We start from the raw sequence: 13,530 nt of genomic DNA on the forward strand, positions 1-13,530 counted from the left end.
GGTTTTACTCATGAAACGATGAGGAGACTTCGCTGTAGTACAGGCATCTGCGCCGCCTAGAATGGCGCATGCCTATCCATATCATTTCACTGGTTCTTTTCGCCGCGCTCCTGCATGCCAGCTGGAACGCCTTGCTGCGCGGCGGTGCCGATCGGCTGTGGTCAATGACGATCATGTGCATCGCCATCGCCGTGACCTGCGTCGTCGCCGCAGCATTCATGGTCCCACCGGCTGCCGCCAGTTGGGGTTATGCGGTGCTTTCAGCCGTACTGCACGTCGGCTACAACCTGTTCCTGGTGCGCAGCTACCGGGTCGGCGACCTGGGACAGGTCTATCCGATTTCCCGTGGCTCATCACCGGCACTGATCGCCCTGGGCGCCGCCGTCTTCGCCGGAGAAAGCATCGCCCCCGGCGTCCTGCTGGGGATTGCGCTGGTGTCCGGCGGGATCATTTCCCTGGCCTTCAGGGGCCGCCAACTGTCGGTGCCCAGCCTGCCCTACGCGCTGGGCACCGGCTGTTTCATCGCCGCCTATAGCGTCGTCGACGGCATCGGTGCCAGGCTCTCCGGCGCGCCGCTCGCCTATACCGTCTGGATGTGCGCCTTGTGGGGCGTGATGATGCCGATGGTCTACATCGGCCTGCGCGACGCACGCAGCCTGTTCTCCGTCCGCCCCGGAATATTCAGCGCCGCGGCCGGCGGGCTGGTCTCCTTGCTGGCCTATGGAATAGTCATCTACGCCATGAACGAAGCGCCCCTGGGGGCGGTATCGGCATTGCGTGAAACCAGCGTGCTGTTTGCGGCGCTGATCGGCGCCATCTTCCTCGGCGAGACACTCACCGCCCGCCGGATCCTGGCGTGCGCAGTGATCGTCAGCGGCACCATCATCATCGGCTGACACATCCGACTGCTCAGGAGGGCTATTCACCATGGTCAATGACCCGCAGGCACCGCTGATCCTGATAACCGGCGGAAGTCGCGGAGTGGGCGCCGCCACCGCGCGGCTAGCCGCCGCACAAGGCTACGACGTCGCGATCAGCTACGTTGCCAACGAGCCCGCAGCGCTGGCAGTGGCGGCGGATGTGGAAGCACTCCATCGGCCCGATTCTCTGCGCCCAGCAGGCAGTCAAACGCATGGCGTACCGGCATAACGGCCCGGGCGGCGCGATCATCAACGTCTCTTCGGCATCGGCGCGCCTGGGCAGTCCCAACGAATATGTCGATTACGCGGCGTCAAAAGGCGCCTTGGAGACCTTCACCATCGGCCTCGCCAAAGAAGTGGCCCGGGAAGGCATACGCGTCAACTGCATTCGCCCCGGACACATCTACACCGAAATGCACGCCAGCGGCGGCGAGCCGGGGCGGGTTGATCGGGTGAAGGACTCGATTCCCATGGGTCGGGGCGGCCAACCGGAGGAAGTGGCACGGGCGATTTTGTGGCTGGCGGGTGGAGAGGCGTCGTTTGTGACGGGGACGTTTCTTGATGTGACTGGGGGGAAATGAGTTTTGCGCGGGTGAAACGCTGAGGAGCCTAACGCTGTTCACCCAAGAGAAACGGCAGACCCGTGGCGAGGGAGCTTGCTCCCGCTCGACTGCGAAGCAGTCGTAAAACCAGCGGGTGCGGTGGGTCTGATGCTCCGCGCTCGGCAGATCAGGGCGCGTCCGGTACTTCTTTCCAGCCCTTCTTCAAATAGACATCAGCGACAATTTTGCGGATAAAAAAGCAATATCCAATGGGGAGGCACATAACGGGTATACCCATCCAAGGTGGGCCCGCTATGACCCCCAAGCCAATCGCAATTACCCAGATCAATAGATGGGACCAGAGTTGCGCAAAAAACAGATAGATAGGGCCAAGAAAAAGGATCGCTAAAACCTGGAATGCACCAACTTCCTCTGTTTCATTATTTTCTGGATTCTTAAAATAACGTGCCACGCCAATTCCCTAGAGAAAATTTCTACTTCTGTTGTATCTGCACAATCCGCTCAAGCTTGAGTGCGTCACACTACGTCAATCGTCGCTTGTACACCTATGGGTGTGCCTGAGGATGAGGCGAGTTCGATCAAGCCAAGGCCCTCCGGACTTTTACTCTCCATATCAGAAATCAAAAGCCCAGCGGGTGGGCTGGGCTTGATGTTCAATCCTTTTTAGGGGTCGGCGCCGGAGGTGGTGCCTTAGGGGGCTGAGGTGGTAATACGCTTCTAGTCCGATCAGGATTCACGTTCATTCCGTCATTAACGTGCTTGCGCTCCAAGATCATTGGACGCCCATTTTGATCATTCATTTCGGTTTCCCCTGCGGCTCTAGAAATTCGACCCATTGAACATCAGTATTTGCAACCATGAGGAACGATACTCCGTCCTGAGGCTGAGCATCCTCACCAACGATCCATGTTGGGTACTGCATAACAAAATGTCCATTTTCTGGCTCTGCAGGCCATGCGTATGGATACCCCATTAGCCTACGTCCATCTTTGAGATTGAGCACAATTCCGCGATCGGAAAATCGTAGGAAGGCGAACCTCCATTCGCCAACAGATGCCCTAGAGGTAAGGCCGACCCGTCGAGCTAATTTATAGAGCAAGTCATGCTGGGAAAGATAGGCTAACGAGAGGCCAATGATGATTGCCAGCGCGAGCGACCATGTGATGGCGACATTTGTTGTCCATATACCGAACGAATGCCACTGCCCCGCCCACAGAGCGACTCCAGCAACCACGTCGACAATGAATTTGATCGACGCAGTACAAATCAAGGCCTGAATCACCTGCTCAAACTGTGCGGGTTTTTTCGCATCTGCTAACCAATAGAAAACGACCGTCGCCAGAAATCCGGGCAAAAGCGCCTGTAAGACCGGTAATAGCTTTCCTGCAACGTCTTCCATACTGGCGATCTCTGAGCAAGTCCCTCGAGCATAGCGTCAGGCTGTTGGGATAACCAGCCTGGACGAAAGCCCAGTAACTGGATTGGATCCGAAAGTAGTAGCGTTGTGCCTCCAAACCAACCGAGGCGGCACCGCTATGGCGCGAGTAATCGAAGAGACAGTCCAGTACCTGAAAAAGACGCCGAAGACCGTCCTAGGCGGCGCCGTCTGGGACACGCTTTACCAGATATCAAGCACTGTTCCGGTATCTGGAATCTATCGTTGCGAGGGATGTGGCGACGAAATCACCTCAAACAAAGACGATCGCTTCCCCCCACAAAACAAGCATCAGCACACCAACACAAAAAAGGTTGAGTGGCGCCTGATCGTCGAAACCCAAACTAAAGGCTGAAGGATTTCCCCCAGCCCTTTACCCGCAAGCCCAAGGACTGGGATGCGCCAATTTCGGCGCGCGTGTGACCTCGAGGTCAATGTGAACGAAGACAGCGCAACATGGAATTATGAAGCTGGCCCAACCGACGCAATGAAGCAAGAGATCGGTCAAATCGTGATAAATCACGCGCTATGCGACCCTTCGCTTTATTCATTGTTTCATGCGTTATCAGGCATCAATGAGGCTACAGCAAAGGTCATGGTGAGAGCTCTAAGACTGAAAAATGGAGGCCTTATTGAGCTTATAAAAGCGTTCAAAAAAGAAAAAGAATCACAAATTCATCCAGAGCTATCGAAGCGAATAACCGAATGCCTTTCGGCGTATGACCAGCTCTCCAAAGCCAGAAATCTGATAGCTCACTGGCAGTGGGGTCTCTCGCCCTGTGGCGAAGATAATGCTATGACCTCTAATTTTCTAGGGATGAACCATGGGGATCCTAGTGCAGATAGAAACCACACACTAGGATCCTTAAAAGCAACCTCTTGGGGATTAATGCAAGTCAACGTGCTGATGGCACTGGTATCGTCTTTTATAGCGGGAAATATTCCAGACACATTCATTGATCTGACTCTGTCAGGTGTCGATGACGTACTTAACAAGACGCGTCAGGCTCTGCTTGACATACCAGATGTTTCGGCTGAAGAACTGCCATAATCCGGAAAACCTCTTCCAACAGGTGACTGGACATTAACGGATCGTAGAGGCTGTAGATGTACTCCATGGCAGCCTCAGTCATCGCGCTAGTAACGCTCACTTGCCCTAGCTCTTGAGGCGGACGACTTGCAAAGCGCGCAAGGCCGGCAAGGCTTTGCGCGTTCAACCAATCCGTTAAATCGCTCATGCCTTTTCTCCTGCGGTTTGACCGCGACATGTGTGTATCTTTGCATTTCTGTGTCTGAGGACCAGGCGTGTTCGGTCGAGCCAAGGCCCGCCGAGGACTATGATTTCGCTCGGCCTGCCGTACAGGTGGTGAAGTAAGAAAGGGCCCCTTCGGGCCAGCTTAGAATGTGCCAGGGCAACCCGGTCGCTTCGCACATCGCCAAGTCACGCGGCGGAGGCCTGTTGGTGGCGTCCGGGTGCGAGTGAGCAATGCCGATCACTTCGCCCAGGTCTTCAGCCGCAGCGTACTGCTCCGGATCGATGCGGAATTCCTGGCTTGGCTCGTTCGCGGTGTTGGTGCACGGGAAATACTGCTGCTTCCGGCCTAGGGCCAGCAGCAGCCCGCAGCACTCTTTCGGGTACTCGGCCGCGGCGTGCGCCTGGATCGCGCTAGTGACAATGGCAACGCCTTCGGATGCTTTCTTGGCGCGCTTGCTGGGGAAGACTGGGAATTGCAGCCCTCAGGGAAGAAATGGCCAAACGCTGGTTGTGTGTATGGACCCAAAAGAACAATCGCGTGGCGGGTCCTGGACGCCCAATATTTCGGACTGGCCCAACGACGCCGTCGTGTGTTCGTTGTCGCAAGTGCTCGAGACGGGTTCGATCCCGCCGAGGTTCTTTTTGAGCGAGAAGGCGTGCGCCGGGATACTGCGCCGCGCCTAGGCCAGGGGGTGAGGGCAATGATACGACGGTTCACCGCATGAATGACTCCGGCCTGGAAGAAAGCGCGCATCCGAGCGGCGAAGAAGTGGCAGGAGAAATTCTTGCGGCCGGCACATGACGGCTTTGCCAGAATCCGAATTCACGACTTGAAGCACACCTTGGAAGAAGGCTGCGTGCGGCTGGCGTGACTGAGGAGGATCGCAAAGCGTTGCTCGGCCACAAGAACGGGAGCATCACCAGCCACTACTCGGCAGCTGAGTTGGATCAGCTCATTGCGGCGGCAAATAAGGTATCAGCAACCGACTCGCGCGCACCAGCACTGACGATTCTGAAAAGGAGGGAAGCATGACCGAAAATGCAAAGGTCACTCGGAAAGTCACTATGGCAGAAACAACAAAGCCGCTCGAAAGCGGCTAAGTCATTGAAAAATATGGTCGGGACGGAGTGATTCGAACACTCGACCCCTAGCACCCCATGCTAGTGCGCTACCGGACTGCGCTACGCCCCGACTAGGCGTGAATCTTGTTCCGTTTCTCAACGGAACGCTCAGGAATATATCGCAAGCTTTTGAAAACTGGAAGTATTTAAAAGCAGAAATTTATTTCTTGAGCACCACCAGCACATCTTCCAGCTCGGCGATCATCTGGCGGATCATTTGTTTGTACTGGGTTGTGTCGTCTTTGGCCTCATCACCGGAGAGGCGCAGGCGCGCGCCGCCGATGGTGAACCCTTGGTCGTACAACAGCGCGCGGATCTGGCGGATCATCAGCACGTCCTGGCGCTGATAATACCGGCGGTTTCCGCGGCGCTTGACCGGGTTGAGTTGAGGAAACTCCTGCTCCCAATAGCGCAGCACGTGCGGTTTTACCGCACACAGCTCGCTGACTTCACCGATGGTGAAGTAGCGTTTGCCTGGGATGACGGGTAGCTCGTCGTTATGACTTGGTTCCAGCATAAGCCTCAACTCGGGCCTTCAACTTCTGCCCTGGACGAAAGGTGACCACACGGCGAGCCGTGATCGGGATTTCTTCTCCCGTTTTCGGATTGCGGCCAGGCCGCTGGCGTTTGTCCCGAAGGTCGAAATTGCCGAAACCGGACAATTTGACCTGTTCGTTGTCTTCGAGAGCGTGCCTGATTTCTTCGAAAAACAGTTCGACCAATTCTTTGGCCTCCCGTTTATTCAGGCCCAACTCCTCATACAGACGTTCCGCCATCTCAGCTTTCGTCAGAGCCCCCATACGTCACTTCCTTAACGTGGCGTTCAACCTGTGTTCGAGCGAGGTGAGGATATTCTGCGTTGCGGTATTCACCTCATCGTCGTTAAGAGTGCGCGATGGATGCTGCCAGGTCAAGCCGACTGCAAGGCTTTTTCTATGCGGATCAATGCCTTTACCCTGATACACGTCAAATAGCCTGAGGTCCGTCAGCCATTCGCCTGCATTTTCACGGATTACTGCCAGTACGTCGCTGGATGCGACGCTGACATCGGCCACCAGGGCAAGGTCACGACGCACTTCAGGAAAGCGCGACAACTCCTGGAATTTCGGCATTTTTCCTTGAGCGACTTCGGCCAGCACCAGCTCGAAAACGAAGACCGGACGGTCGAGGCCCAGGGTCTTCGACAATTCAGGGTGAATCGCCCCGACATAACCGACTTCGCGCCCGTCTCGCTCGATGCGTGCGGTTTGGCCCGGGTGCAGCGCCGGATGCTTGCCCGGCACGAAGGTGAATGCGTCAAGCGCGCCGGCGAAGCCCAGCACCGCTTCCACGTCAGCCTTGACGTCGAAGAAGTCGACGACATCGCGACCTTGCGCCCAGCCTTCCGGCAGGCGGCTGCCACAGACGACACCGGCCAGCATTGGCTCTTGCTTCAAGCCGTCCAGTTGCCCAACGAAGCGCAGGCCACTTTCGAACAGACGCACGCGGTCCTGCTGGCGGTTCAGGTTGTGCTGCAACGACTTGACGAGGCCCGGCCACAAGGACGAACGCATGGCCGCCATGTCGTTGGAGATCGGGTTGGCCAGCAGCAGCGGTTCGACGCCCGGGCTGAACAGCTCGAACTGGCGCGGATCGATGAAGCTGTAGGTGATCGCTTCCTGATAACCACGGGCCACCAGCAGGCGGCGCAGTTCCGGCAGCTCGCTGCGCGCTTCAGCCTTGGCCTGTGGGGCCAGGCGGGCTTGCGGGTAGCGAACCGGCAGACGGTTGTAGCCGTACAGGCGGGCCAGTTCTTCGATCAGGTCGACTTCCAGGCTGATATCGAAGCGGTGGCTCGGCACTTCAACCTGCCACTGCCCTTGCCCATCGGCGCGGATGCCCAGGCCCAGGGCGCTAAGCAGGCGCTCGACTTCGGCCGAGTCCATTTCCATGCCCAGCATCTGGGTGATGCGTTGGGCACGCAGGGTCACCGGCGCGATCTTCGGCAAATGCTGCTCGCTGACCGTTTCGATGATCGGGCCGGCTTCGCCACCGGTGATTTCCAGCAGCAGGCCAGTGGCGCGCTCCATGGCTTCACGGGCTAGTTGCCAGTCCACGCCACGCTCGTAGCGGTGCGAGGCGTCGGTGTGCAGGCCGTAGGAACGAGCCTTGCCAGCGACAGCGATCTGGTCGAAGAACGCGCTTTCGAGGAACACGTCACGGGTTGTCTTGGAGACGCCACTGTGCTCGCCGCCCATCACGCCGGCAATCGCCAGGGCGCGGGTGTGGTCGGCAATCACCAGTGTGTCGCTGCGCAGGGTCACTTCCTGGCCGTCGAGCAGCACCAGCTTCTCGCCTTCGTCGGCCATGCGCACGCGGATGCCGCCGTTGATTTCAGCCAGGTCGAACGCGTGCAGCGGCTGGCCCAGTTCGAGCATCACATAGTTGGTGATGTCGACGGCCGCGTCGATGCTGCGCACGTCGGCGCGCCGCAGGCGCTCGACCATCCACAGCGGGGTCGGCTTCGACAGGTCGACGTTACGGATCACACGACCCAGGTAACGCGGGCATGCGGCCGGCGCGAGAACTTCAACCGGGCGGACTTCATCATGCACCGCCGGAACGACCGCGACCGCAGGGCGGGTGACCGGAGCGTCATACAAGGCGCCCACTTCGCGCGCCAGACCGGCGAGGGACAGGCAGTCGCCACGGTTCGGCGTCAGGTCGACTTCGATGCTGGCATCGTCCAGGCCCAGGTACACACGAATGTCCTGGCCAACCGGTGCGTCGCCCGGCAGTTCCATCAGGCCGTCATTGCCTTCGCCGATCTGCAGCTCGGCCTGGGAGCACAACATGCCGTTGGATTCGACGCCGCGCAGCTTGGCTTTCTTGATCTTGAAGTCGCCCGGCAGTTCGGCGCCGATCATGGCGAACGGGATCTTCAGGCCCGGGCGCACATTGGGCGCGCCGCAGACGACCTGGAAGGTCTCCGTGCCATTGCTGACCTGGCAAACCCGCAGTTTATCGGCGTCCGGGTGCTGCTCGGTGCTCAGCACCTCGCCCACGACCACACCGCTGAACTCACCGGCGGCCGGCGTCACGCTATCGACCTCAAGGCCGGCCATCGACAGGCGAGCAACCAGCTCGTCCTGGCTTACCTGCGGGCTTACCCAGCCGCGCAGCCATTGTTCACTGAATTTCATCCTGCTCCCCTTAATAAATTCGTTACCGACTGCGACCTAGCGAAATTGCGCAAGGAATCGCAAGTCGTTGTCGAAGAACAGGCGCAAGTCATTCACACCGTAACGCAGCATGGCCAGGCGCTCGACGCCCATGCCGAAGGCAAAGCCGGAGAACTCTTCCGGATCGATCCCGGACATGCGCAGCACGTTCGGATGAACCATGCCGCAGCCCATGACTTCCAGCCAGCCGGTCTGTTTGCAGACACGGCAGCCTTTGCCGCTGCACATCACGCATTCCATGTCGACTTCCGCCGATGGCTCGGTGAACGGGAAGTACGAAGGGCGGAAACGCACGGCCAGTTCTTTTTCGAAGAACACCCGCAGGAACTCTTCGATAGTGCCTTTCAGGTCGGCGAAATTGATGTCGCGATCCACCAACAGGCCTTCAACCTGATGGAACATCGGCGAGTGGGTGATATCGGAGTCGCTGCGGTACACACGGCCTGGGCAGACGATGCGGATCGGCGGCTGCTGCGATTCCATGGTGCGGACCTGTACCGGCGAGGTATGGGTGCGCAACAGCATGTTCGCATTGAAATAGAAGGTGTCATGCATCGACCGGGCCGGGTGATGGCCTGGGATGTTGAGCGCTTCGAAGTTGTGGTAGTCGTCTTCGACCTCAGGGCCTTCGGCGATGCCATAGCCGATATGGGTGAAGAACTGCTCGATGCGCTCCAGGGTGCGGGTCACCGGATGCAAGCCACCGGAAGTCTGGCCACGGCCAGGCAGGGTCACGTCGATGGACTCGGCGGCGAGTTTGGCAGCCAGATCCGCCTCCTCGAACAACGCCTTGCGCGCATTGAGGACCTCTGTAACACGCTCCTTGGCGACGTTGATCAGCGCACCGACCTGCGGACGCTCTTCAGCCGGCAGGTTCCCCAGGGTCTTCATCACCTGAGTCAACTCGCCTTTCTTGCCAAGGTAGTGAACCCGGATTTGCTCCAGGGCATTGATATCTTCAGCGCTTTGCACAGCCTCTAGTGCTTGAGCGACCAGCGCGTCCAGGTTTTCCATGTACAGACTCCAGATACAAAATAGGGGAAGAGCTTTAAGGCTCTTCCCCTATTTAAGACGTTTGACACCTGGGCCCACAGAGGTGAGCCCTGGTGACTGCCGGGGGTACTTAAGCCAAGGTGGCTTTAGCTTTCTCGACAATCGCAGCAAACGCCGCTTTTTCGTTCACTGCCAGATCAGCCAGAACCTTGCGGTCGATCTCGATGGACGCTTTTTTCAGGCCAGCGATGAAACGGCTGTAGGACAGACCGTTAACACGAGCACCAGCATTGATACGAGCGATCCACAGAGCGCGGAACTGACGTTTTTTCTGACGACGGTCACGGTAGGCGTATTGGCCTGCCTTGATTACCGCTTGCTTGGCAACACGGAATACGCGGGAACGCGCGCCGTAGTAGCCTTTAGCAAGTTTCAGAATTTTTTTGTGACGCTTACGGGCAATGACGCCACGCTTTACACGAGCCATGAGTTACTTCCTCTATTCTTGATCCAAAAATTAACGAAGGCGCAGCATGCGCTCGACTTTTGCCACGTCAGACGGATGCAGCAAGCTGCTACCGCGCAGTTGACGCTTACGCTTGGTCGACATTTTGGTCAGGATGTGGCTCTTGAAAGCGTGCTTGTGCTTGATACCGTTAGCAGTTTTCAGAAACCGCTTAGCAGCACCACTTTTAGTCTTCATCTTTGGCATGTTCGGATACTCCGCATTCAGTTGATAAACATAATCGCAAGGCCTGCCGTGCCCTGTTGATTACTTCTTCTTTTTCGGGGCGATGACCATGATCAGCTGGCGTCCTTCCATCTTAGGATGCTGTTCGACCGAACCGTACTCGAGCAGGTCTTGTTCAACCCGCTTGAGGAGTTCCATCCCGAGCTCCTGGTGGGCCATCTCACGGCCGCGGAATCGCAAGGATACCTTGGCCCTGTCCCCGTCACTCAGGAAACGTACCAGGTTGCGCAGTTTTACCTGGTAATCCCCTTCCTCCGTCCCTGGACGAAACTTGATTTCTTTTACCTGAATCTGCTTCTGGTTTTTCTTCGCCGCGGCAATCTGCTTCTTCTTTTCGAAGATCGACTTGCCGTAGTCCATCACCCGGCAAACGGGTGGGACTGCGTCCGCGGAAATTTCCACCAGATCAAGCTTGGCTTCTTCAGCAATACGAAGCGCTTCATCAATCGAGACGATGCCAATCTGCTCGCCATCAGCGCCAATTAACCGAACCTCGCGTGCCGAGATATTCTCGTTGATCGGGGCTTTCGGTGCAGCTCGTTTATCTTGTCTCATTTCACGCTTAATAATAATTACTCCGAATCTGGGCGACCACGCCGGGAAACCGCTTGCGCGAGAAACTCAGCGAATTCGGCGACGGGCATCGAGCCCAGGTCAGCACCTTCACGAGTACGCACAGCGACAGTCTGCATCTCGACCTCCCGATCTCCAATAACCAAGAGAAAGGGAACCTTGAGCAAAGTATGCTCGCGGATTTTAAAGCCGATCTTTTCATTTCTCAAGTCGGACTTGGCACGAAATCCGCTTTGGTTGAGAGTTTTTTCGACTTCAGCGGCAAAATCTGCCTGTTTATCAGTGATATTCATGATCACTGCCTGGGTCGGCGCCAGCCACGCGGGGAACGCACCCTCGTAGTGTTCGATCAGGATACCGACGAAACGCTCGAAGGAACCGAGGATCGCGCGGTGAAGCATGACCGGGTGCTTGCGGCTGTTGTCTTCGGACACATATTCAGCGCCCAGACGGATCGGCAGGTTAAAATCGAGCTGCAGGGTACCACACTGCCAGACGCGACCAAGGCAATCTTTCAGCGAGAATTCGATCTTCGGACCGTAGAAAGCGCCCTCGCCCGGCTGCAGATCGTACGCAAGGCCCGCGCTGTCGAGCGCAGCGGCCAGGGCTGCTTCGGCGCGATCCCACAGTTCGTCGGAGCCGACGCGTTTTTCCGGACGAGTGGACAGCTTCATCTCGACTTCGGTGAAGCCGAAGTCCCGGTAGACGTCCATGGTCAGCTTGATGAACGCGGCGGATTCGGCCTGCATCTGTTCTTCGGTGCAGAAAATGTGGGCGTCGTCCTGGGTAAAGGCCCGCACGCGCATGATGCCGTGCAGCGCACCCGATGGCTCGTTGCGGTGGCAGGCACCGAACTCGGCCAGGCGCATCGGCAACTCACGGTAGCTTTTCAGGCCCTGGTTGAACACCTGCACGTGGCACGGGCAGTTCATCGGCTTGATGGCGTAGTCGCGGTTTTCCGACTGGGTGGTGAACATGTTGTCGGCGTAGTTGGCCCAGTGCCCGGATTTCTCCCACAGGCTACGGTCAACCACTTGCGGCGTCTTGATCTCCAGGTAGCCGTTTTCGCGCTGGACCTGGCGCATGTATTGCTCAAGCACCTGATACAGCGTCCAGCCATTCGGGTGCCAGAACACCATGCCCGGGGATTCTTCTTGGGTGTGGAACAGGCCGAGGCGCTTGCCGATCTTGCGGTGGTCGCGTTTTTCTGCTTCCTCGATGCGCTGGATGTAGGCCGCCAGCTGCTTCTTGTCGGCCCAGGCGGTGCCGTAGACGCGCTGCAACTGTTCGTTTTTCGCATCGCCACGCCAGTAGGCGCCGGACAGCTTGGTCAGCTTGAAGGACTTCAGGAAACGGGTGTTCGGCACGTGCGGGCCGCGGCACATGTCGACGTATTCTTCGTGGTAGTACAGGCCCATGGCCTGTTCGTCCGGCATGTCTTCCACCAGACGCAACTTGTAGTCCTCGCCACGGGCCTTGAAGACTTCAATGACTTCGGCGCGCGGGGTGACCTTCTTGATGACGTCGTAGTCTTTCTCGATCAACTGCTGCATGCGCTGTTCGATGGCGGCCATGTCGTCCGGGGTAAAAGGACGCTCGAAGGCGATGTCGTAATAAAAGCCTTCGTCGATGACCGGACCGATGACCATTTTCGCGCTCGGATACAGCTGCTTGACCGCATGGCCAACCAGGTGCGCGCAAGAGTGGCGAATGATCTCCAGCCCCTCTTCGTCCTTGGGCGTGATGATTTGCAGCGTGGCATCGCTGTCGATGACATCGCTGGCATCGACCAGCTTGCCATTGACCTTGCCGGCCAGGGTGGCCTTGGCCAGGCCCGCGCCGATGGATGCGGCGACCTCGGCTACGGAAACCGGGTGGTCGAATGAACGTTGACTGCCGTCGGGAAGAGTAATAGTTGGCATGGCGCCTCCTCTCCTAGTGGTGACCCCTACCAAAGGTCACGTGGGTTGGGATGAGCCAGTACAAGATCCAGTCCAGGCCGTTCAATGAAGAACGCCTGCCTTACAGCGGCAGGAGCCTTGCGGCCAACCGGGAAACCGAACCAGAGTGACTGGGATTCAAATCAGGGTTGATCGAACATTTACCGCCGCCGGGGCCTGTTGCCTCCGGAGCCTGAGAAATACCCGAGCCCGGCATCCTAGCACAGATGAACGGTCATCGCCGCGCCTGGATCGAAGCCGGCGTAAACTGACGATTTTTATGCCAGAGTGCTGAACCGAAGCGTCTGCAACGCCTCAGATAACAAGACATCGACCCACAAAGGAGCATCCCCGCATGCGTCTGAACACCCTATTGGCAGTAGTCGCCCCCCTCGCCCTGCTGCTTCCGCTGAGTGCCCACGCCGAATGGCCCAAGGGCGAGCGCGAAAAATACATGGCACAGTGCACTCAAGCGGCGACCCCGCAGATTGGCGCAGCGGCGGCCAAGGCCCACTGCGCTTGTGGTGCGGACGCGATCAAATCCTACCCGGCGAGCGATATCCAGGCGCTGATGGACAATAAGGCCACCCCTGAACTGCAGCAGAAAGCACTCGGTCAGATCGCCAAATGCAAGGCCAATCCACCCGCAAAAAAATGAGTGATCGAGCCCCCAGAGACGGCTCAGAGCAGCTGAAAAGGCTTGGATAAGCGGCTTTTTTCAGGATTTATTCAGGTTTTACAGCTTTTTTTATCGTCT

General features: G+C 57.8%; 14 protein-coding genes, 1 tRNA gene and 4 pseudogenes. 7 read left to right on the forward strand and 12 right to left on the reverse strand.

What is annotated here, in order from left to right; genetic code table 11:
- The first annotated feature begins 68 nt into the window (after window positions 1-68).
- Both J3P96_RS18625 and J3P96_RS18630 read left to right on the forward strand, forming a co-directional pair.
- Entirely contained in the window at window positions 69-896 is an 828-nt protein-coding gene (locus J3P96_RS18625) for an EamA family transporter (RefSeq protein WP_434652873.1), read from the forward strand.
- 31 nt (window positions 897-927) lie between these two features.
- Window positions 928-1,501 (forward strand): annotated as a pseudogene (locus tag J3P96_RS18630) (SDR family oxidoreductase).
- Between the two features lie 148 nt (window positions 1,502-1,649).
- Here the strand turns inward: J3P96_RS18630 and J3P96_RS18635 are convergent.
- Both J3P96_RS18635 and J3P96_RS18640 read right to left on the reverse strand, forming a co-directional pair.
- Entirely contained in the window at window positions 1,650-1,934 is a 285-nt protein-coding gene (locus tag J3P96_RS18635; protein WP_434652875.1) for a hypothetical protein, read from the reverse strand.
- 345 nt (window positions 1,935-2,279) lie between these two features.
- The gene (locus tag J3P96_RS18640) at window positions 2,280-2,882 is read right to left on the reverse strand and encodes a DUF6338 family protein (protein ID WP_434652877.1); all 603 of its coding nucleotides are present in this window, start codon (window positions 2,880-2,882) and stop codon (window positions 2,280-2,282) included.
- A gap of 136 nt (window positions 2,883-3,018) precedes the next feature.
- On the opposite strand from J3P96_RS18640, the gene J3P96_RS18645 reads away from it, so the two are divergent.
- Together J3P96_RS18645 and J3P96_RS18650 are read left to right on the forward strand one after the other, a co-directional pair.
- Window positions 3,019-3,273, forward strand: a complete 255-nt coding sequence (locus J3P96_RS18645; protein ID WP_434569073.1) for a protein L — start codon at window positions 3,019-3,021, stop codon at window positions 3,271-3,273.
- Window positions 3,274-3,354: 81 nt separating this feature from the next.
- Window positions 3,355-3,969: a hypothetical protein gene (locus J3P96_RS18650; protein ID WP_434652879.1), complete on the forward strand. Its 615-nt coding sequence runs from the start codon at window positions 3,355-3,357 to the stop codon at window positions 3,967-3,969.
- A 183-nt stretch (window positions 3,970-4,152) separates the two neighbouring features.
- Here J3P96_RS18650 and J3P96_RS18655 read toward each other — a convergent pair.
- Window positions 4,153-4,595, reverse strand: a pseudogene (locus J3P96_RS18655) (C40 family peptidase).
- Here J3P96_RS18655 and J3P96_RS18660 point away from each other — a divergent pair.
- Both J3P96_RS18660 and J3P96_RS18665 read left to right on the forward strand, forming a co-directional pair.
- Window positions 4,587-4,865: pseudogene (locus J3P96_RS18660) on the forward strand (DNA cytosine methyltransferase); the annotation flags it as partial. The pseudogenes J3P96_RS18655 and J3P96_RS18660 sit on opposite strands and share 9 nt — an antisense overlap.
- 8 nt (window positions 4,866-4,873) lie before the next feature.
- Window positions 4,874-5,206 (forward strand): annotated as a pseudogene (locus J3P96_RS18665) (tyrosine-type recombinase/integrase); the annotation flags it as partial.
- Between the two features lie 82 nt (window positions 5,207-5,288).
- Here J3P96_RS18665 and J3P96_RS18670 read toward each other — a convergent pair.
- The 9 genes from J3P96_RS18670 to thrS all read right to left on the reverse strand — a co-directional run bounded on the left by J3P96_RS18670 (window position 5,289) and on the right by thrS (window position 12,755).
- Window positions 5,289-5,365, reverse strand: a tRNA-Pro gene (locus tag J3P96_RS18670).
- A gap of 90 nt (window positions 5,366-5,455) precedes the next feature.
- A complete protein-coding gene (locus tag J3P96_RS18675) occupies window positions 5,456-5,812 on the reverse strand; it encodes a MerR family transcriptional regulator (RefSeq protein ID WP_003179985.1) in 357 nt (118 codons plus the stop codon).
- On the reverse strand, window positions 5,793-6,095 hold the full coding sequence (ihfA, locus tag J3P96_RS18680; RefSeq protein ID WP_002553164.1) for an integration host factor subunit alpha: 303 nt from the start codon (window positions 6,093-6,095) through the stop codon (window positions 5,793-5,795). The genes J3P96_RS18675 and ihfA overlap by 20 nt, the downstream gene beginning before the upstream one ends.
- A 3-nt stretch (window positions 6,096-6,098) precedes the next feature.
- Window positions 6,099-8,477 carry a phenylalanine--tRNA ligase subunit beta gene (gene pheT, locus J3P96_RS18685; protein ID WP_434652881.1) on the reverse strand — a complete coding sequence of 793 codons (2,379 nt, stop codon included), beginning with the start codon at window positions 8,475-8,477 and terminating at the stop codon, window positions 6,099-6,101.
- A 36-nt stretch (window positions 8,478-8,513) separates the two neighbouring features.
- Entirely contained in the window at window positions 8,514-9,530 is a 1,017-nt protein-coding gene (pheS, locus tag J3P96_RS18690) for a phenylalanine--tRNA ligase subunit alpha (protein ID WP_003203624.1), read from the reverse strand.
- A gap of 109 nt (window positions 9,531-9,639) precedes the next feature.
- Window positions 9,640-9,996, reverse strand: coding sequence for a 50S ribosomal protein L20 (rplT, locus tag J3P96_RS18695; protein ID WP_002553161.1), 357 nt, complete (start codon window positions 9,994-9,996; stop codon window positions 9,640-9,642).
- Between the two features lie 30 nt (window positions 9,997-10,026).
- Window positions 10,027-10,221, reverse strand: a complete 195-nt coding sequence (gene rpmI / locus J3P96_RS18700) for a 50S ribosomal protein L35 (RefSeq protein ID WP_002553160.1) — start codon at window positions 10,219-10,221, stop codon at window positions 10,027-10,029.
- A gap of 60 nt (window positions 10,222-10,281) precedes the next feature.
- Entirely contained in the window at window positions 10,282-10,833 is a 552-nt protein-coding gene (infC, locus tag J3P96_RS18705) for a translation initiation factor IF-3 (protein WP_169432615.1), read from the reverse strand.
- Window positions 10,833-12,755 carry a threonine--tRNA ligase gene (gene thrS / locus J3P96_RS18710; protein ID WP_305495660.1) on the reverse strand — a complete coding sequence of 641 codons (1,923 nt, stop codon included), beginning with the start codon at window positions 12,753-12,755 and terminating at the stop codon, window positions 10,833-10,835. Before thrS ends, infC begins: the two co-directional genes overlap by 1 nt.
- Window positions 12,756-13,128: 373 nt before the next feature.
- On the opposite strand from thrS, the gene J3P96_RS18715 reads away from it, so the two are divergent.
- Window positions 13,129-13,431 carry a hypothetical protein gene (locus J3P96_RS18715; protein WP_305495662.1) on the forward strand — a complete coding sequence of 101 codons (303 nt, stop codon included), beginning with the start codon at window positions 13,129-13,131 and terminating at the stop codon, window positions 13,429-13,431.
- Window positions 13,432-13,530 lie beyond the last annotated feature (99 nt).

This window comes from Pseudomonas sp. R3-56, assembly GCF_051132075.1.
Classification (GTDB): domain Bacteria; phylum Pseudomonadota; class Gammaproteobacteria; order Pseudomonadales; family Pseudomonadaceae; genus Aquipseudomonas.